This window comes from Streptomyces sp. NPDC015130, assembly GCF_043080005.1.
In the GTDB taxonomy this organism is placed as follows: domain Bacteria; phylum Actinomycetota; class Actinomycetes; order Streptomycetales; family Streptomycetaceae; genus Streptomyces.
Genome location: NZ_JBIBVC010000003.1, coordinates 460,520 through 478,965 on the forward strand (window position 1 = coordinate 460,520; position 18,446 = coordinate 478,965).

Annotated in this window: 14 protein-coding genes; 2 read left to right on the forward strand and 12 right to left on the reverse strand. The window is 74.3% G+C overall.

Going from position 1 to position 18,446, the window contains the following annotated elements; translation table 11 throughout:
• Positions 1 to 94 precede the first annotated feature (94 nt).
• Together ACF08F_RS08200 and ACF08F_RS08205 are read right to left on the reverse strand one after the other, a co-directional pair.
• Positions 95 to 3,094, reverse strand: a complete 3,000-nt coding sequence (locus ACF08F_RS08200; RefSeq protein ID WP_392297676.1) for a carbohydrate binding domain-containing protein — start codon at positions 3,092 to 3,094, stop codon at positions 95 to 97.
• A 223-nt stretch (positions 3,095 to 3,317) separates the two neighbouring features.
• Positions 3,318 to 3,785 (reverse strand): MarR family winged helix-turn-helix transcriptional regulator, encoded by a 468-nt coding sequence (locus ACF08F_RS08205; RefSeq protein WP_392297677.1) that lies wholly within the window; start codon positions 3,783 to 3,785, stop codon positions 3,318 to 3,320.
• Positions 3,786 to 3,915: 130 nt separating this feature from the next.
• Here ACF08F_RS08205 and ACF08F_RS08210 point away from each other — a divergent pair, with 130 nt between their 5' ends.
• A complete protein-coding gene (locus ACF08F_RS08210) occupies positions 3,916 to 5,379 on the forward strand; it encodes an MFS transporter (RefSeq protein ID WP_392297678.1) in 1,464 nt (487 codons plus the stop codon).
• A 246-nt stretch (positions 5,380 to 5,625) separates the two neighbouring features.
• On the opposite strand, the gene ACF08F_RS08215 is transcribed toward ACF08F_RS08210, so the two are convergent.
• The 8 genes from ACF08F_RS08215 to ACF08F_RS08250 all read right to left on the reverse strand — a co-directional run bounded on the left by ACF08F_RS08215 (position 5,626) and on the right by ACF08F_RS08250 (position 14,713).
• Positions 5,626 to 6,471 carry a VOC family protein gene (locus ACF08F_RS08215; RefSeq protein ID WP_392297679.1) on the reverse strand — a complete coding sequence of 282 codons (846 nt, stop codon included), beginning with the start codon at positions 6,469 to 6,471 and terminating at the stop codon, positions 5,626 to 5,628.
• Between the two features lie 106 nt (positions 6,472 to 6,577).
• Positions 6,578 to 9,412 (reverse strand): fumarate reductase/succinate dehydrogenase flavoprotein subunit, encoded by a 2,835-nt coding sequence (locus ACF08F_RS08220; protein ID WP_392297680.1) that lies wholly within the window; start codon positions 9,410 to 9,412, stop codon positions 6,578 to 6,580.
• 30 nt (positions 9,413 to 9,442) lie between these two features.
• A complete protein-coding gene (locus tag ACF08F_RS08225; RefSeq protein WP_392297681.1) occupies positions 9,443 to 10,228 on the reverse strand; it encodes an ABC transporter ATP-binding protein in 786 nt (261 codons plus the stop codon).
• On the reverse strand, positions 10,225 to 11,091 hold the full coding sequence (locus ACF08F_RS08230; protein ID WP_392297682.1) for an ABC transporter permease: 867 nt from the start codon (positions 11,089 to 11,091) through the stop codon (positions 10,225 to 10,227). Before ACF08F_RS08230 ends, ACF08F_RS08225 begins: the two co-directional genes overlap by 4 nt.
• Positions 11,088 to 12,458: an ABC transporter substrate-binding protein gene (locus ACF08F_RS08235; protein ID WP_392297683.1), complete on the reverse strand. Its 1,371-nt coding sequence runs from the start codon at positions 12,456 to 12,458 to the stop codon at positions 11,088 to 11,090. The genes ACF08F_RS08230 and ACF08F_RS08235 overlap by 4 nt, the downstream gene beginning before the upstream one ends.
• 14 nt (positions 12,459 to 12,472) lie before the next feature.
• Entirely contained in the window at positions 12,473 to 12,700 is a 228-nt protein-coding gene (locus ACF08F_RS08240; RefSeq protein WP_141297029.1) for a ferredoxin family protein, read from the reverse strand.
• Between the two features lie 149 nt (positions 12,701 to 12,849).
• On the reverse strand, positions 12,850 to 13,617 hold the full coding sequence (locus ACF08F_RS08245; RefSeq protein ID WP_392297684.1) for a GntR family transcriptional regulator: 768 nt from the start codon (positions 13,615 to 13,617) through the stop codon (positions 12,850 to 12,852).
• A 169-nt stretch (positions 13,618 to 13,786) separates the two neighbouring features.
• Entirely contained in the window at positions 13,787 to 14,713 is a 927-nt protein-coding gene (locus tag ACF08F_RS08250; RefSeq protein ID WP_392297685.1) for a MerR family transcriptional regulator, read from the reverse strand.
• Positions 14,714 to 14,836: 123 nt separating this feature from the next.
• Between ACF08F_RS08250 and ACF08F_RS08255 the strand changes: the two genes are divergently transcribed.
• Positions 14,837 to 16,600 carry an alpha/beta hydrolase gene (locus ACF08F_RS08255; protein WP_392297686.1) on the forward strand — a complete coding sequence of 588 codons (1,764 nt, stop codon included), beginning with the start codon at positions 14,837 to 14,839 and terminating at the stop codon, positions 16,598 to 16,600.
• A gap of 28 nt (positions 16,601 to 16,628) precedes the next feature.
• Here ACF08F_RS08255 and ACF08F_RS08260 read toward each other — a convergent pair whose 3' ends face one another.
• Together ACF08F_RS08260 and ACF08F_RS08265 are read right to left on the reverse strand one after the other, a co-directional pair.
• A complete protein-coding gene (locus ACF08F_RS08260) occupies positions 16,629 to 17,441 on the reverse strand; it encodes an ABC transporter ATP-binding protein (protein WP_392297687.1) in 813 nt (270 codons plus the stop codon).
• Positions 17,438 to 18,442, reverse strand: a complete 1,005-nt coding sequence (locus ACF08F_RS08265; protein ID WP_392297688.1) for an ABC transporter ATP-binding protein — start codon at positions 18,440 to 18,442, stop codon at positions 17,438 to 17,440. Before ACF08F_RS08265 ends, ACF08F_RS08260 begins: the two co-directional genes overlap by 4 nt.
• Between the last annotated feature and the right edge of the window lie 4 nt (positions 18,443 to 18,446).

Here is an 18,446-nt window from a genome sequence, read left to right on the forward strand (position 1 = left end):
CCGGAGCTCCCCGTCCGTTCTTCGGTGCTCTCTGGAGCCGTACGGGGCGGGCGGCGCTGCCCGCCCCGTACGGGGTGCTTGACCCGGGTGGTCCCTACTTCAGGTACGGGCCCGGGGCGCCGATCCTGCCGGTGCCGTTCAGGACGTACACCCGCAGGTTGCCCTTGCCCGGCGCGCCGACCGAGAGCGTTCCGTCGGTGACGGTCCTGACGTCACCCGTGACGGCGTCGGCGTACGTGCCGTTGGGGATGCCCGTGTAGGTGGCGCCGCCCGAGACCGTGACGAGGGCGAAGCTGTCCGTCGTGCCGCTGGTCCAGCGGCGCTTGAAGGCCATGCCGCCCTGGATGCCTTCGGTGGAGTACTGGCCCATCTGGAGCGCGGGGATCGCCCGGCGGATCTGGTTGAGCCGCTGCACGTGCTGGGCCAGGGGCTGCTGGAGCGTCGTGGCCACGGCTCCGGAGGCCGAGGAGACCTGGGAGAAGTCGGAGGCCGTGACCGAGCCGGCGACGTGGTCGCCGAAGTAGGCGCGGCCGGTGGTGGCGAGCGGGCAGGACGGCCCGCAGTCGATCTTCTTCCCCTTCTGGAACTCGATCTCCGAGCCGTAGTACAGCGTCGGGATGCCGCGGAAGGTCCACATCAGCGACATGTTCTCGGCCCACGCGTCGGTGCCGCCCGTGTACCGCTCGCTCGACTTGTTGGGGCCGTAGTCGTGGCTGTCGACGTAGACGACGTTGTAGGTGGCGTCGTTGTAACTGTCGTCCGAGTCCTTGCCGTTGGAGAAGGCGTTGTGCGCGTCACCGAAGTTCATGTACATGCGCATGTCGATGACGTTCATGCCGGAGAAGCGGCTGTGGTCGGGGGCGTGGTAGGTGTTCCCGTTCAGGAAGGCGTTGGTGGAGGTGGGCTGGCTGCCCGTGCCCTGCTGCTGCTCGTGGTCGTACATCTCCAGGGCGGCCTTGGTGTCGTCGGCGTCGTACTCCTTGCGCTCCTTCCAGGTGTAGAACTGCGCCGAGTGGTTCACCGAGCCGCGGTTCCACTTGTCGTTGACGAAGGCGGCGACCTCGCCGAAGACGAAGAAGTTCTTCGCCGCCTCCGCGCCGTGACGCTGTGTCACCCGTTCCTGGATCGCGGGCAGGAAGCGGCGGTTCCAGGTGGTGCGGGGGATGTGCACGGCGGTGTCGACGCGGAATCCGTCGACGCCCATGTCGATGTACTTGTCGTAGGCGCCGATCAGGTAGTTCTGCACGGCCGGCGATTCGGTGTTGAAGTCGGCCAGGTCCTCGTGCAGCCAGCAGGAACGCGATTCCTCACCCTCCCAGTTGCCGATCCAGCACTGGTGGAAGAGGTCCTTCGGGAACATGCCGGACGTGGGGCTCGGCCACTGGCAGTTGTAGACGGTGTAGCCCTCGGCGCTCTTCCCGCCGGTGGGCTTGCCCCAGTTCAGGCAGGTGTTGCCGGTGGGCTCGGCCGTCGACCACAGGTCGCCGTTGTAGTACGACTTCCCGGACTTGGCGTCGACCGTCAGGCCGTCGTACTCGAAGCCGGGCTGCCTCTCGTCGTAGTACCAGCTCCACTGGCTGTCCCTGACGCCGTACACGGTGGGCGTGAACAGGCCCTTGGCGCCCCAGCGGGAGGAGTGGTTGTAGACGACGTCCTGGTAGATCTTCATGCCCTTGGCGTGGGCGGCGTCGATCAGGTCCTGGTAGGAGGCTCCGGCGGACTCCAGACGGGGGTCGACCTTGTAGAAGTCGTAGCCGTGGTAGCCGTGGTAGTCGTAGTCCGAGCGGTTGAGGACGACCGGGGTGACCCATATCGCGGAGAATCCGAGGCCCTTGACGTAGTCCAGCTTCTGGATGAGGCCCTTGAAGTCGCCCCGGAACATGGGGTCGTCGTTGGCCGCGTTGCCGGACTTGGCGTGCTGGCTGCCGCCGCGGTTGTTCGACGGGTCGCCGTCGTTGAAGCGGGCGGTGAGGACGAAGTAGATCGGGTCCTTCCGCGGATCGGTGCCGAGCGGCTTCCCGCCGGCGGGGGTCTGCGGCTTGTCTCCCGTGGTCGCGGTCGCGGCGGCCGATGCGGCGGAGACGTTCCCGGCGGCGTCCACGGCCTTCACCGTGTAGCTGTACGCGGTCCGCTCGGCGAGTCCCGTGTCGGAGAAGACGGTGGAGCCCACGTCGGTCACGACCGTGCCGCCGCTGCCACCGACCCGGGTGACCTGGTACTTCGTCACCCCGCGGTCGTCCGTGGCGGGATCCCAGGTGAGCAGGACGGAGACGCCGTCGGCGGCGGCGGTGACCCGGGCGGGCGCCGTGGGGGCCTGGGTGTCGGGCACGGCGGCGGCACAGGGGTCGGAGGCGTTCGCCGTCACCACGTTGTTCCGTACGGTGCTGACGCCCGTGCCGATCGTGTAGTCGGCGCCCCGGTTGTTGTCCCAGGTGCCGTTGCCGTTGTTGAAGGCGGCCTTGAGGGAGGCGGCCGACCCGAGCTCGACCTCCCGCTTCCACCACCCCGTGCACGCGGCCTGCATGCCGACGCCGGGGACGGTCGTCCAGGCGCCGCCCGCGGGCTGGTGGTGGAGGTTGACGGTGGACCAGCCGAGCGCCTCGGTGGAGTAGTAGACCGTGGCCTTGGCCGCGGGCGTCGGCGGGGGTGTCGGCGTCGGCTCCGTGCCGGCGCAGGGGTCGGAGTGGGCGACGACCCCGTCCTTGACCGTGATCGAGCCGGTCCCCAGGGCGTAGTTCCTGCCGCCGTTGTTGTCCCAGGTGCCGCTGCCGTTGTTGAACGTGGCCTGCAGGCCCGTGGCCGTGCCGAGGGCGACGGTCTTCTTCACCCAGTCCGTACAGGCGGCTTCCATGGCGACGCCGGGGACCGTCGTCCAGGAGCCTCCGTCGGGGGCGTAATGGAGGTTGTGGAGCGTCCAGTTCTTGGTCTTCGTCCAGTAGAAGACCGTGGCCGTGTTCTCGGCGGCGGCCGCGACCGGTGCGGTGCGGGGGGAGGCCTCGCCGGGTGGCGTGGCGACCACCAGGCCGAGGACGCCGGCGGCGGCCGCCAGCGCGGCGACCGGGCGGGCCGGCAGCCGTCTGCGGGTGCGTGTCATCTGAATCTCCAGGCAGGGGGCAGCCGCGTCGCCGTGGGGAGCCGGCGCCGGGCGGACGGCGCGGGATCCTTGGAAACGCAGTCGGAAACTTTCAGAAACATCTTGCGTGGCCGGAAGTTACCGCTGCGCCCCCCGCCCGTAAAGGGATCCGACAGAAAGCGGGGCCCGCGGCCGGGATCGGCCGCGGGCCCCGCGGGGGTGGGTGTCGGGAGCGGACGCCCCGTCAGGGGCGGGGCCAGGGGCGGCCCTCCAGGCGCTCGATGTCCCGGTTGAAGCGTTCGAGGAGGCCCGCGAAACGGGCCACGTCCTCGGGCGACCAGTGCTCCATGACCCGCTCCAGGCCCTCGATGTTCGAGGCCCGGTCGGCGTCGAGGCGGTGCTCGCCCTCCTCCGTGATGCGGAACTTGCGGGCGATGCCGCCCTCGGGGTCGGGGATCCGCTCGACGACCCCGGTGCGGAGCATGGCGGCGGTCTGCCGGTTGAGGGTGGAGGCGTCGAGGCCGAAGGCGTCGCTGAGCTGCCCGATGGACATCGGCCCGTGCATGCGGATGCGGCTCAGCAGGACGTAGGCGCTGCGGTCGAGGTGGCCGCCGCCGGCGCGGGAGCGGGGCGCGTACAGGTGGGCGTGCCGGCCGAGCAGCATGGTCTCGAACTCGACCAGGTGGGTGGGCTTGTCCACGGGCTTGTCCATGGAGGCATTCTCCCTCGTGGCAGAAGCATGTGCATCATGCATGACTTGTGCATGAAACAAGTCTTGTGCATGATGCATATCGGTAAGTCGAACGTGAACCGTGGATCGTGGAAACACCGAGGGAGAACCCGTGGACGGCCCCCAGCCCGAAGCCCGCACCGGAGGCGTCGTCGGCGTCCTCGCACTCGCGGGCATCGTGGCCGCACTCATGCAGACCCTGGTGGTGCCGCTCATCGGCGACCTGCCGAAGCTCCTCGGCACCAGCCCGTCCGACGCCTCCTGGGTGATCACCGCCACCCTGCTCGCCGCGGCCGTCGCCACCCCCGTCGCCGGACGCCTCGGCGACACCCTGGGCAAGCGCCGGGTCCTCCTCGCCTCGGTCGTCCCCCTGATCGCCGGCTCCGTCGTCTGCGCGCTCGCCTCCTCCGTCGTCCCGATGATCGTCGGACGCGGCCTCCAGGGCCTCGGCATGGGCGTCGTCCCCGTCGGCATCAGCCTCCTGAGGGACCTCCTGCCGCCCGAGCGCCTCGGAGGCTCCATCGCCCTGATGAGCGCCTCCATGGGCGTCGGCGGCGCCCTCGGCCTGCCCTTCTCGGCCGCCGTCGCCGAGAACGCCAGCTGGCGCGTCCTCTTCTGGGTCGCCGCCGCCCTCAGCGCCCTCGTCGGCCTCCTGATCCGGCAGGTCGTGCCCGCCGGACCCCGCAACCCCGCCCCCGGCCGCTTCGACGTACCGGGCGCGCTCGGACTCGGCGCCGGCCTCGTCGCCCTGCTGCTCGCCGTCTCCAAGGGTGCGACCTGGGGCTGGGGCAGCGCCACCACCCTCGGCCTCTTCGCCGGCTCGGCCGTCGTCCTGCTCGCCTGGGGCGCGTGGGAGCTGCGGACCCGGGACCCGCTCGTCGACCTGCGGGTCACCGCCCGCCCCGTCGTCCTCCTCACCAACGCGGCCTCGGTCCTCGTCGGCTTCGCCATGTACGCGCAGTCGCTGGTCGTCCCGCAGCTGCTCCAGCTTCCCGAGGCCACCGGCTACGGCCTCGGCCAGTCGATGATGGCGATGGGCCTCTGGATGGCCCCGGCGGGCCTGATGATGATGGCCCTGGCCCCGCTCGGCGCCAAGCTGTCGGCCGCCCGCGGCCCCAAGGTCACCCTCTCCGTCGGCGCCCTGGTCATCTCCGCCGGCTACGCCTCCTCCCTCGCGCTGATGGGCTCCACCTGGGGGCTGCTCGTCGTGACGCTCGTCTGCAACACCGGAGTGGGCCTCGCCTACGGAGCGATGCCCGCGCTCATCATGGGCGCGGTCCCGCAGGCGGAGACGGCCTCGGCCAACAGCTTCAACACACTGATGCGCTCCATCGGCACCTCCGCCTCGGCCGCCGTCATCGGCGTCGTCCTCGCCCAGATGACCACCACGCTCGGCGGCCACGCCCTGCCCTCCGAGGACGGCTTCCGCACCGCCATGCTCATCGGCGCCGGGGTCGGCCTCGTGGCCGCGGTCGTCGCCGCGCTCATCCCGGCGAAGGCCCCGTCGGGCGCCCCGGACGGCCAGGGCGGCCCGGTCGTCACCGACGCGGGCTCCGAGGCCGCCGCCCTGCGGTAGCCCCGCGAACCGACGGGGAACGGACACGCAGCCGGGGCTCCGGCGGTCTTTCGGCCCTGACCACCGGGGCTCCGGCGGTCTTTCGGCCCTGACCACCGGAGTTCCGGCGGTCTTTCGGCCCTGACCACCGGCGCTCCGACGGCCGGTCGGCCCTGACCACGGGAGCCCCGGCGGACGGTCGGTCGGGAGGGTCCGGCAGGCCCCCGGCGGACGGTCGGGAGGGTCCGGCAGGTCCCCGACGGTCCGTCAGCCGTCCCCGCCGGGGACCTCGGAGGCGTCCTCACCCGTCAGCGGGTCCAGCGTGAACAGCGCGCCGTCCGGGTCCCGCACCACCACGCGGTGCTCGTCGGCGCCCTCCGGGGCGCGCACCCCGCCCCACTCGCCGCCCGGCACCACGGAGCCGCCGTGCTTCACGACCGCGGCCGTCGCCGCCTCCAGATCGGGCACCCGGAACCGTACGAGCCAGCGCGGACGCATCTGCGGACTCGGCGAGGCGGACTCGACGGGGCCGCTGTTCAGCCGGGCGACGGCCTCGCCGTGCCAGCGAAGGACCACCCGGTCACCCTCGTACGAGACCTCGCAGCCGGACGGGCTCCCGTCCGCCCAGCCCAGCACCCCGCCGTAGAAGACGGCCGCGTCGAACGCGTCCCGCGTGTGCAGCTCCAGCCAGGCCGGCGCCGTCCGCTCGTCCACGCGCCAGCGCGAGATCAGCCGCCCCTCCCACACGGCGAACGCGGCACCCTCCCGGTCCGTGGCGAGCGCCGCGCGACCCCGGGGCGGGAAGGCCACCGGGCCCACGCCGACCGTGCCGCCGCGCTCCCGGATCCGCGCCACCGCCGCGTCGGCGTCGTCCACCGCGAAGAACGCCGTCCAGGCCACCGGCACCGCCATCGCGGAGGCCACGGCCGCGATACCGGCCACCGGCACCCCGTCCCGCTCACCGACCGCGAACTCCTCGCCGAGAGCGCCCCGGCGGAACGTCCAGCCCAGCACCGCCCCGTAGAAGCGCTCCGCCGCGTCGAGATCCCGCGCCGCCAGACTCAGCCAGCACGGCGCGCCCATAGCCTCCGCGCTCACCGCCACCCTCACCATCTCCTCGGTCCACCGTCCACAGCGGGTCGCCCGAGGCCGGACGCCGCCCCGCGCCCCTTCCCCGTCCGGCGGCCCCGCATGCGTGCGTTCACCCGTGTGCCACCGATCACCCCACGCGCGACACGCGGGAGGCGTAGGCGCGGACGTCCGCGTCGGGATCGTCCGCGGCCCCGGCGAGCTCGGTGCGGGCCGCCGGCTCGGCGCCGTGGGGAAGCAGGGAGAGGACGGCGGCCTTGCGGACGTCCGCGTTCGCGTCGCCGAGGGCACCGGCGAGCGCGGGGACCGCCAGCGCGGGCGGCGCCGCCCGCAGCGCGGTCGCCGCACCGGCCCTGACCTGCCAGGCGCCGTCGGCCAGCGCCGCCACCGCGGTCGCCGCGTACTCCGGCGGGCAGCCCGTGCCCGCGAGGGCGGCCAGCGCGGCCCCCCTGACCAGCGGATCGGCATCGTCGAGCAGCGGGTCCAGCGGCTTCGGAGCGGGGGTGCGCACGGCGGCGAGACCACGGGCCACCGCGACCCGCACCTCACGCGCCGGGTCGGCGGCAGCCCCCGCGAGCTCCTCCACCGCGTCCACCGACACCAGGGCCCGGACCGCCTGGATGCGGACCTCGACACCGGTGTCCGCGAGCGAGGCCGCGTACAGGGCGGCGTCACCGAGCCGCAGCGCCCGCAGGACGTCCAGCGCCGCCCCGCGCACCGCCGGGTCGGGCACGGCGAGCGCCTCCCGCAGCCCGGCCGCGAGCGGCGGCTCGGCGGGCAGGACCTCGACCAGCTCGCGCAGCGCCGCCGCGGCGGCGGCCCGCACGCGCGGATCCGCGTCCCCGAGGCGCGCCGCGAGCTCCGGCCCCGTGCCGGCCGGGGCCGTCTCGCCGAGCGCGGTGACGGCCGCGGCCCGCACCGCCGGGTCGGTGTCGTCGAGGTAGGGCCGGAGCGCCGCCAGGTCGGGGGACTCCTCGACGAGCGCGAGGAGCCGCAGCAGACGGAGACGGGGCGCGGGGGAGGGGGAGGCACCCGCCGGACAGCCTCCCGCGACGTCCGGCACCCCCGTCTCCGTGTCGGACGCCGGCACCGACCCCGGCTCCGTCTCCGCCGTCCGGCGGGCCGTCGGCGCCCCGTCCCGGGGGCCGGCGGTCGCCACCGGGACGAGCTCGACCTCCCCGAGCGGCCGCTCGGGACCCGCCGGCGGTGCGAACTCCGCCACCGGCACCACGTACGGCTCGACCGGCCGCGCCGTGAACTCCATCGCCCCGGAAGGGGACTTGCGCAGGTCGAGGTGGTGCAGCCAGCCCTGGTCGTCCCGCTCCGGATGGTCGAGACGCTCGTGGTAGAGACCCCACCGCGACTCCGTCCTCGCCAGCGACGCGCGCGCCGCCATCTCGGCGCAGTCCCGGATGAAGCTCACCTCCGCGCACCGCATCAGCTCGTGCGCCGTACGCGCCCCCATACCGGCGATCTCGTCCGACATCCGGGTGAACGCCTCCACCGCCAGGGAGAGTTTCGCCCCCGTCTTCGGCGGCGCCACGTAGTCGTTCACGAACCTCCGCAGCTTGTACTCGACCTGGGGCTGCGGCGGCCCCTCCGGGTTCCGCAGCGGCCGGTAGACGAGCTCGTGCGCGGCGGCCACCTGGTCCGCCGGGAGCTCCCCTTCGTAGGCCCGGTACCCCGCCGCGTCCTCGCCCGCCAGATCCCCGTAGACGAAGGCGCCGATCATGTAGTTGTGGGGTACGCAGGCCAGGTCGCCGGCCGCGTACAGCCGGGGGACCGTCGTGCGGGCGTGGGCGTCCACCCGTACCCCCGAGGCCGAATGGCCGCCGCACAGACCGATCTCCGAGATGTGCATCTCGACGTCGTGGGTGCGGTAGTCGTGCCCCCGCCCCTCGTGGAAGGTGCCCCGCGTCGGCCGCTCCGTGGTGTGCAGGATCGACTCCACCGCGCCGATGGTCTCCTCCGGCAGATGGCTCATCTTGAGGTACACCGGCCCCCGGTCGGAGGCGAGTTCGGTCGCGAACTCGGCCATCATCTGCCCCGACCAGTAGTCCGACTCCACGAACCGCTCGCCGTGCCGGTTCACCTGGTACCCGCCGAAGGGATTGGCGACGTAGGCGCAGGCCGGGCCGTTGTAGTCCTTGATCAGCGGGTTGATCTGGAAGCACTCGATGCCGGTGAGCGCCGCTCCCGCGTGGTACGCCATCGCGTAGCCGTCGCCCGCGTTGGTCGGGTTCTCGTACGTCCCGTACAGATACCCGGAGGCGGGCAGCCCCAGCCGGCCGCAGGGCCCGGTGGCGAGGATCACCGCACCGGCCCGGACCGTGACGAACTCCCCCGTACGCGTGTGGAACCCGGCGACGCCGACGGCCCGGCCGTCGTCCGGGTGGGTGAGCACCCGGACCGGCATGACCCGGTTCTCGATCCGGATCCGCTCCCGCATCTCCCGGCGCCGCAACTGCCGGTAGAGCACCTTCTTGACGTCCTTGCCCTCCGGCATCGGCAGCACGTACGAGCCGGACCGGTGCACCTGCCGGACCGCGTACTCGCCGTGCTCGTCCTTCTCGAACTTCACCCCGTACGACTCCAGCCGCTGGACCATCGCGAAGCCGCGGGTCGCCGTCTGCCGGACGGTGGACTGGTCGACCAGACCGTCGTTGGCACGGGTGATCTCGGCGACGTAGTCGTCGGGTTCGGCCCGCCCCGGGACGACCGCGTTGTTGACCCCGTCCATGCCCATGGCCAGCGCACCCGAGTGCCGGACGTGCGCCTTCTCCAGGAGCAGGACGTTCGCACCGCGCTCGGCGGCGGTCAGCGCGGCCATGGTGCCGGCGGTGCCGCCACCGACGACGAGCACGTCGCAGGAGAGCTCCGTCGCGTCGGCGAGGGACGGGACGGCGAGGGACGGGACGGCGAGGGACGGCGCTTCGGGGGCCGGGGCGGCCGAGGGGGTGCTCACGGGATGCCTTTCGGAGGGACTGAGGGGCTGTCAGAGGGAGTCGAGGACGCGACGGCGCAGCGCGGCCGTGGCCGGCGCGTCGCGGGCGTCCCGCGACCGCGGGTGCGGCACGTCCAGGACCTCGCCGGACGCGAACAGGACCACCCGGTCGCCCAGATGGAGGGCCTCGTCCACGTCGTGCGTGACGAAGACGACGGTCGCGCCCGTGCCGCGGAGGATCTCCACGAGCAGGTCCTGCATCCCGGCGCGCGTGTGCGCGTCGAGCGCGCCGAACGGCTCGTCCATCAGGACCGCGCGGGGCCGGCCGGCCAGCGCGCGCGCCAGCTGCACGCGCTGCCGCTGCCCGCCGGACAGCTGGTGCGGCAGCTTCCCCGCGTGCGCGGCGAGTCCGACCCGCTCCAGCCACTCCTCCGCCGCGCGCCGCCGCTCGGGGCGGGGGACCCGGCGGATCGCCAGCGGCAGCTCCACATTGGCGCGGACGGTGCGCCACGGCAGCAGGGCGTCGTGCTGGAAGACCAGGGCCCGGTCCGCGCCCGGCCGGACGATCGGCTCCCCGTCCTGGGTGACCCGCCCGGCGAGCGGGGGCAGCAGCCCGGCGAGGGTGCGCAGCAGCGTCGTCTTCCCGCAGCCGGAGGGGCCGACCACGGTCAGCAGCTCACCGGGCGGGATCCGCAGCCCGGCGGGCCCGGAAACCGGCACCCCGCCCGGGTGACCCAGCCGCACGCCGCCGTGCAGGGCGAGTTCGGCACCTGCGGACGGGTCCGTACCGCCGAGCGGCTTCGCGCAGGTGTCGGTCGACGGGCTCGCGGCGCTCATGACACCGGCTCCTTCGGGGCTGCGGGGGTACGACGGAAGGCCGCGGCGGCGGAGGCGGCGCCGCGCGGGGTGCGGCCGGGACCGGCCGGCCCGCGCGCGGCGGGGCGTGGCAGCCAGGCGGTGACGCGGCGGCCGAGCACCTCGACGGCGGTGGAGGTGAGCCAGCCGAGGACGCCGATGGTGGCCATGCCGACGAACACCCCCGGGTAGTCGACGACCGTGTAGTCCTGCCAGGTGCGGTAGCCCACCCCGTACTCGCCGGAGATCATCTCCGCCGAGATCACACAGATCCACGAGACGCCGATGCCCACCGACAGACCGCCGAAGATCCCGGGGAGGGAACCCGGCAGAACCACCGAGAACAGCACCCGGAGCCGGCCGCCGCCCATCGTGAGCACGGCCTCCTCCCACACCGGGCCGAGCGCGGACACCGCGTGCCGTGTCGAGACGAGCACGGGGAAGAACGCGGCGGTGAAGGTGATGAAGACGATGCCCTGTTCGGTGGTCGGCAGGAGCAGGATCGCCACCGGCACCAGCGCGATGGCCGGCACCGGCCGGACCACCTCCACCAGCGGGCCGAGCAGGTCGGCGGCCCACCGGGACCGGGCGACGGCCGCCCCGGCCGCCACCCCCAGCACCGCGGCGAGCAGGAAGCCCACCACGATCCGGCGCAGGCTGCTGCCGAGGTCCTGCCAGTACACGTCCGTGCCGAGCCGGTCGGCGAGCGCCGAGGCCACCTCGCCGACCGTGGGGAACTGCTCGAACCGCAGCCACAGCGTGACGTCCAGCGCGGTCAGCAGCTGCCACACCCCGAGGGCCGCGGCGAGCGAGGCGACCCGCAGCAGCCGGCGGCCCGCACTCACGAAGCCGCCTTCAGCGCGTCCGCGTACCCGACGATCCGGGCACCGGGGTGAGCGGAGACGTACCGCTCGGCGCCCGAGCGGGTGACGAAGGCGCGCGGTCCGGAACCGTCCGTCACCCACACCGCCCGGTCGGCGAACCACAGCGTCCCGGTCACCGCGTCCGGCACGTACGCCGCCCGCACCCGGTCACCGCCGCCCGCCGCCCCGACCGCCTTGAGGAGCTCCCCGGGCGTCGCGAACGACCGGGTCGTGCCCTGCCCCTTCAGCCACAGCTCGGACCTGGCGGCGTCCGCCTCGGGGTACGCGGCGTCCTTCACCGCCCGCCGCAGCGGAGCCGGGTCGACGAAGGCGTCCACGTCGACGTCCTTCACCAGACCGGCGTCCTTGAGGACCGCCACGTCGTCCTTCAGCGCCGCGATCAGCTCCGGGCGGAGGGCCGGGTCGAAGGTGGCGATGCCCTCGGCGCCGTTGTAGAGGTAGACCACCTCGGCGGGCAGCCCGGTCTCCTTCGCCACCGACTCGGCCGCGGCGACGGGCCGCGCCCGCAGCTCGTCCGTGGCCCGCCGCTGGGCCCGCAGGAAGGCGTCGAGGACCTCGGGCCGCCGCTGCGCGAAGCCCTCTCGGACGGTCACGCCGTGGAAGGTCGGCAGGTTCAGCTCGGCCCCGTCGTACAGGGCTGTGGCCTTGCCCTGGAAGGCGAGGAGGCCCGGCCAGGCGACGAACTGCGACAGGGCGTCGACACTGCCCGCGGTCAGCGCCGAAGCACCCACGCTGGGCTGCTGGTTGAGCTTCTCCACGTCCTCGGCCGGGTCGATCCCCGCCCGCCGGAGGGCGCGGACGAGGGTGCCGTCGGCCGCCGAGCCGACACTGGTGGACACCTTCCTGTCCCGCAGGTCGCCGAGCGAGCGGAGCGGCGAACCGGGCGCCGTCACCACGGTGTTGAGCCCGCCCCGCGGGTTGTAGCCGGTCACCGCGACCAGCCGGGTCCGCTCCTTGAGCTCGACCCCCCGTGCCGCGTTGATCAGCAGCGGGAAGTCGCCCATCGAGCCGATGTCGATCTTCCCGGCCGTCATCTGCGCGGTGATCGGGGCCCCGGTCGCGTAGTCCTGCCAGGCCACCCGGTAGGTGACCCCGTCCCGCTTCCCGCGCGCCGCGAGCTCCTCCTCGAAGTAGCCGAGGGAGCGCAGCAGCGTGCCGGCGGTGACGGTGTTGATGGTCTTCGACTGGTAGCCGACGGTCACGGTGACCGTCTTCCCGTCGCCCTCGCCGTCCGCGCCGGCGGAACCGCCGCAGGCGGTGGCCAGCGGCAGCAGGAGCGCGAGGGGAAGGGAGAGCGGGAGGAGGGAGCGGGATCTCTTGCCGTTCATGGGAATGGGGCCTTTCACCGGAGCAGGTAGGGCATGTTGACGGTCACCGCGCCGGTGGGACACCGCGCGGCGCACGGGCCGCAGTACCAGCACTCGTCCACGTGCATGTACGCCTTGCCGTTGTCCTCGCGGATAGCGAGCGAGTCGAGCGGACACATGTCGACGCAGAGCGTGCAGCCGTCGACGCACTTCGACTCGTCGATGGTCACGGGCACGTCGGCGCGCTGGGGGACGAGAGGCACGGCTGTCTCCAGGAAGGGGATACGGAAAGGGGAAGGGGATACGGAAAGGGGATACGGAAAGGGGGTACGGGAGTGGGGGAGGTCGGGGGCACGGGTGGGCGGGAGGCGGAGTCACGCGGCGGAAGCCCGGGCACGGGCGCGTGCGCGGGTCAGGGGGAGCGGCGCAGGACGCCGCTCATGGTGATGCGGTCACCGCGGAACCGGATGAACTCCAGGTCCACCGGCCGCCCGTCGGGAAGATGGGTGAGCCGCTCCAGCATCAGGACGGCCGCCCCGCGCGGGGCCTGGAGCACCGCCGCCGAATGGGCGTCGGCGTTGACGGCCTCAAGGGTGATCTCGGCGTGCCCCAGCGGCCCGCCCGTCAGCTGCTCCAGGAGCCGGAACACGTCCGTGTTCTCCAGGTCGCAGCCCAGCAGTTCACCGCCGATGTCCATCGGCAGGTAGGACAGGTCCAGGGAGAGCGGCAGCCCGTTCAGCCGGCGCAGCCGCTCGACGCAGAGCACGTCGGCGTGCTCGGGGAGACCCAGCCGGTGGGCCACCGGCCCCGGAGCCGCGACCGGCCCGACGGTGCGGACCTCGTTGGTGACCCTGCCGTGCTCGTGCAGGGTCTCGGCGAGACCCTGGAGCCGCTCCAGGCCGTGCGGGAACTTCTCGCACACCACCACCGTGCCGACCCCCGGCTGCCGGGCGACGATCTGCTCGCCGCGCAGCAGGTCCAGGGCCTGCCGCACGGTGTTCCTGCTGGCCCTGAAGTCGGCGGCGAGCGCGTCCTCCAGCGGCAGCACCCCGTCGGGGAAGCCGCCCGCCAGGATCTGGTGGCGCAGCAGGTCGGCGAGCTGCCGTGCCCGGTCCGCCCGCAGGCGCCGACGGCGGGCGGCGGCGAGCGGGAGAGCGGCGGAGGCGGGTTCGGCTGGCATGCGACGGAACGTAGCGGGGGTCCGGCCCGGGTGGTGTTGCCGCAGTATTGCGCCACCTGACGGTCCTTCCGTACGCCTCTGACCTGCGGCGACGGCGGAAGCCCGGCGAGATCCGCCACTTGGCCGCCCAGCTCGTGGACAGCGAGAGCCCACGATGTGGGAAGGATCGTCAGCCGGTCCGGGCCTCGACCTCGGCGCACAGCGCGACGGAGAGATGGTGGTGGAGGGCGCCGAGGACCGGTTCGCCCGGGGCGAAGAGACCGCCGGCGAGCTTCCAGTAGCGCTGGATCACGGGACCGCTGTGGCGCGCGAGCAGGCCGACGAGCCGACGGCGGAAGACCGGGGTGTCCCGGACGCCGCTCGCGTGGGCGTAGGCGGCGACGAAGCAGTCCAGCGCCCCGCCGTCCCCCGGTCGCCGGCCGGCGTGCTCCTGGGCGGACGCCAGGGTGTACGCCTCGGCCAGCCCCTCGTACAGCACCTCCGGCCGGTACTCCCCGTCCGGCAGCGGGGGCGCCGGACGGAACTCCGGCCGGCGGAGGCGCGGATCGGTGACCAGCTCGTGCAGCCGGGCGAAGGCCAGCACCTGCGCGGGGCTCGGCTCCCGGGGAGGCCGCGGCACCACCGAGTCGAGGACCGTCGCCACGGTCCGGGCCGGCAGCCGCACCGGCAGCGTCCGCCGCCAGAACCGTGCCAGGGCGGTCGTGTCGGGCGGCGAGGCCACGGCGCCCACCAGCCGCAGCCGCTCGGCGCGCTCCCCGGGCGGGCAGTCCCTGAGCAGCAAGAGGGACGCCTCGCGCCAGCGCAGCGCGGTGAGTTGGGACTCCACCTCGCGCAACTGCCCAGAGACGGCGTCCTCCAGGACCCCGTCCCGGTCGAGAACCCGCTCCACCTCAGGCACCGGCAGGCCGAGCGCGCGCAGCGAACGGATGAGCCGCAGCCGGTCGAACGCCTCCGGACCGTAGCGCCGGTGCCCGCCGGAGCTGCGCCCCGCCTCGGGCAGCAGTCCGCGGTCGGAGTAGAAACGCACGGTCTTCACGGTGGCCCCCGCCCGCTCGGCGAGTTCCCCGATGCTCCACAACCCGTCGTCGTACGGCACGAGTCGCACCCTATGCCGGTGGCGGCGCGAGGGGCGCGCCGCGGGCTTCCCTTGAATCTCCCCCGAGGGGAGTTCCTAGCGTGGCCCGTGACGCACCGCCCGGGAGTCGCAAGGGAGACGATCATGACGGCGTTCGTGCTGGTGTCCGGCCCCTTCACCGGGGGCTGGGTGTGGGAGGAGACGGCCCGCGCGCTCCGCGCGGCGGGCGCGGAGGCGTACCCGGTGACGCTCACCGGCATGGGCGACCGGCACGAGGAGGCCGGCCCCGGCACGGATCTGGGGACGCACGTGGCGGACCTGGTGCGGATCGTCGACGGGATCGCCGGGCCCGGCGCGACCGGCAAGACCAGCGCGGCCGCGAGGGCCGCCGAGGCCGCCCGGACCAGCGCGACCGCCACGACCGCCGACACCAGCGCGGCCGCCACGACTGCTGACGCCGCCGGGACTGCCGACGCCGCGGAGACCAGCGCGACCGCCACGACCGCCGTGCCCGACATCGTCCTCGTCGGGCACGGCTACGGCCTCCATCCGGTGTTCGGCGCCGCAGACCTGCGGCCCGGGCGCGTGGCGCGGATCGTCGCTCTCGACACGCCGCTCCCGCGGGACGGGGAGGCCGCCGTGCGGTCCGTACCCGACCCGGAGGTCCGGGCCTCGCTGGCCGGTGCGGCCGGGCCCGGCGGGTCCGTGCCGCCGCCGGCGCGCGGCTCCTGGCCGCGCTGGGGCAGCACCGAGGGCGTGCCCGCCGAGGCGCTGGACCGCCTGGAACGGCTCGCCGTCCCCCAGCCGCGCGGCACGCTCACCCGCCCGCTGCGCCTGACCGGCGCGGCCTCCGCCCTGCCGGTCACGGGCGTCCTGTGCACCCGCAACGGATCGAGCATCGACCTGGTCCAGATGCTGGTGGAGTCGGGCCCGCCGCAGTTCCGGGCGCTCGCCGACGCCGGGGTGAGCTTCCTCGAACTGGCCACCGGGCACTGGCCGATGCTCGCCGACCCCGAGGAGCTCGCGGCGACGCTGCTGCGCGCGGCGGCGGGCGAGGGACACCGCGTGAAGGTCTCCCGGCCCGCCCACGCCCACGACGCCCACGCCCACGACGCCCACGCCCACGACGCCCACGCCCACGACGCCCACGCCCACGACGCCCACGCCCCCGAGGTCCCGACGCACCTCCTGCCCTTCCTCCTCGACCTCCCCGAGGCGCCGCGCGAACGGCGGGGACGGATCGACCTGCACCTGCCCGAGGCCGGTGCCGCCGACGGCCGCCCCCTGCCCGCCGTGGTCTTCGTCCACGGCGGACCGGTCGCCCCCGACCAGCGGCCCACCCCGCGCGACACACCGTTCTTCCTCGGATACGGCCGCTTCGCGGCGGCCCACGGCGTCGTCGGCGTGACCCTGGACCACCGGCTGCACGGCCTCGCCGACTACCCGCGGGCCGCGGCGGACCTCGCCGAGGCCGTCGAACTCGTCCGCGCCGACCCGCGGGTGGACGGCGACCGCGTCGCCCTCTGGTTCTTCTCCACCGGCGGGCTGCTCGCGGCGGACTGGCTCGCCGCGCCCCCGCCGTGGCTCCGGTGCGTGGCCGCGAACTACCCCGCCTTCGCGCCGCTGCCCGGCTGGGCCGGGGTGGAGGCCCGCTTCCGCCCCGTCGAGGTCCTCGGCCCGGACTCGGGCGCGGTGCCCGTCGTCCTCACCCGGGCCGGACGCGAACACCCCGCCTTCGCGGCGACCGTCCAGGACTTCCTGGACGCCGCCGCGGAGCACGGGGTGGAGGTCGACCTCGTCGACGTACCGCTGGGTCACCACAGCTTCGAGCTGACCGACCCGACCGACGCCTCCCGGGTGGCCGTGGACCGGGCGATGCGCGCCGTCCTGCGGCGGCTGCGGGCCTGACCCCCCGACCGGGCCCGCGGCCGACAGGTCAGGGCGCCGCCGCGAAACCGCCGCGCCGCGGCACCGAGTCCAGCAGGAGCCGGGTGTACGGGTGCTCCGGGGACCCCAGGACGCGCGAGGTCGGGCCGGACTCCACGACCTGACCGGACTTGAGGACCATCACCTCGTCCGCGATGTGCCGCACCACGGCCAGGTCGTGCGTGACGAAGAGGTAGCCGATGTCCGAGTCGCGGCGGATCGTGCCGAGGAGTTCGAGGATCTGCGCCTGGATCGACACGTCGAGCGCGGCGACCGCCTCGTCGAGGACGAGGACCCGGGGCTGCACGGCGAGGGCCCGGGCGATCGCGACGCGCTGCCGCTGCCCGCCGGAGAGCCCGCGGGGCAGCGTCGAGGCCTCGCGGCTGCCGAGGCCGACCTGGTCCAGGAGCTCCGAGACCCGCGCGGCCCTGGCGGCACCGTCGAGCCCGGTGTGGAGGCGGAGGACCTCGTCCAGGCAGCCGGAGACGGTGATCCGGGGGTCGAGCGAGAGGTACGGGTCCTGGAAGACCATCTGGATCTCGCGCGCCCTGGCGAGCCGTTCGGCCCGGCCCCGGGGGCGGGCCGAACGGTCCCGGCCGTCCAGCCGGACGGTGCCGCCGTCCGGCCGCTCCAGACCGACGAGCATCCGGACCGTGGTGGTCTTGCCGCTGCCGGACTCGCCGACGATCGCCAGCGAGGAGCCGGGCGCCAGGGCGAAGGACACGCCGTCGACGGCCGTGTGGTCGCCGTACTGCTTCCGCAGGCCCTCGACGACGAGGCCCGCGACGGCCGGTGCCTTCGCTGCGGGGGCGGAGACGGTCACAGTAGGATCCCTTCGTCGGCGCGGTGGCAGGCGGCGAGTCCGTCGCCGTGCCGGGCGAGGACCGGCTTCTCCTGGGAGCAGCGCGGTACGGCGTGGGCGCAGCGGGCGGCGAAGGCGCAGCCCGGCGGCGTCTCGGCCAGGGAGACGGGCCGGCCCGGGATGGGCCGGGGCGCGGGTGCGCCCGGTTCGATGCTCGGCGTGCAGCCGAGCAGGCCCGCCGTGTACGGGTGCCGGGGCCGGTCGAAGAGCTCGTCCGTGCCCCGTGTCTCCACGATCCGGCCCGCGTACATCACGTACACGCGGTCGCAGACGGCGGCGGCGAGTTCCAGGTCGTGGGTGACGAAGAGCATGCCGGTGCCGCGCTCGGCGCGCAGGCGGGTCAGGATCCGGATGATCTCCGCCTGGGTGGTGACGTCCAGGGCGGTCGTCGGCTCGTCGGCGACGATCAGCTCGGGTTCGGAGGCGAGCGCCGCGGCGATGACCACGCGCTGGAGCATGCCGCCGGAGAACTCGTGCGGCCGGCGGCGCAGGGCGCCCTTCGGGTCGCGGATGCCGACCGCTTCGAGCAGCTCCAGGGCCCGCGCGGTGGCCACCGCGGGCGGCGTGCCGACCGCGCGCAGGCCCTCGGTGAGGAAGTCGCCGACGCGGCGGAGCGGGTTGACGGAGGCCCGGGGGTCCTGGAAGACCATGGAGACCTGCCGGGCGCGCAGCGCGGTCAGCTCCGTGCGGTTCATGCCGAGCACGTCCCGCCCGGCGACCCGGACCTCGCCGGTGGTGCGGGCGCCCCCGGGCAGCAGCCCGAGGACGCTGCGGCAGGCCACCGACTTGCCGGAGCCGGACTCGCCGACCAGGCCGACGCTCTCCCCGGCCCCGACGCGCAGGCTGACGCCGTCGAGGATCGGCCGGCCGGCCCGGCCCTCGGGGAGCCGGACGTCGAGGCCGTCGATCTCCAGGACCGGGGCCGTGCCGCCGTGGCGGCTCGTACCGCTGTGTTCGTTCATGCCG

What these genes read in the sequence shown, in the direction of transcription:
- ACF08F_RS08255 (WP_392297686.1), top strand. Translation starts at nt 14,837, where the DNA reads ATGACGGCGTTCGTGCTGGTGTCCGGCCCCTTCACCGGGGGCTGGGTG.
- ACF08F_RS08205 (WP_392297677.1), bottom strand. Translation starts at nt 3,785, where the DNA reads ATGGACAAGCCCGTGGACAAGCCCACCCACCTGGTCGAGTTCGAGACC.
- ACF08F_RS08235 (WP_392297683.1), bottom strand. Translation starts at nt 12,458, where the DNA reads ATGAACGGCAAGAGATCCCGCTCCCTCCTCCCGCTCTCCCTTCCCCTC.
- ACF08F_RS08200 (WP_392297676.1), bottom strand. Translation starts at nt 3,094, where the DNA reads ATGACACGCACCCGCAGACGGCTGCCGGCCCGCCCGGTCGCCGCGCTG.
- ACF08F_RS08245 (WP_392297684.1), bottom strand. Translation starts at nt 13,617, where the DNA reads ATGCCAGCCGAACCCGCCTCCGCCGCTCTCCCGCTCGCCGCCGCCCGC.
- ACF08F_RS08265 (WP_392297688.1), bottom strand. Translation starts at nt 18,442, where the DNA reads ATGAACGAACACAGCGGTACGAGCCGCCACGGCGGCACGGCCCCGGTC.
- ACF08F_RS08215 (WP_392297679.1), bottom strand. Translation starts at nt 6,471, where the DNA reads ATGGTGAGGGTGGCGGTGAGCGCGGAGGCTATGGGCGCGCCGTGCTGG.
- ACF08F_RS08225 (WP_392297681.1), bottom strand. Translation starts at nt 10,228, where the DNA reads ATGAGCGCCGCGAGCCCGTCGACCGACACCTGCGCGAAGCCGCTCGGC.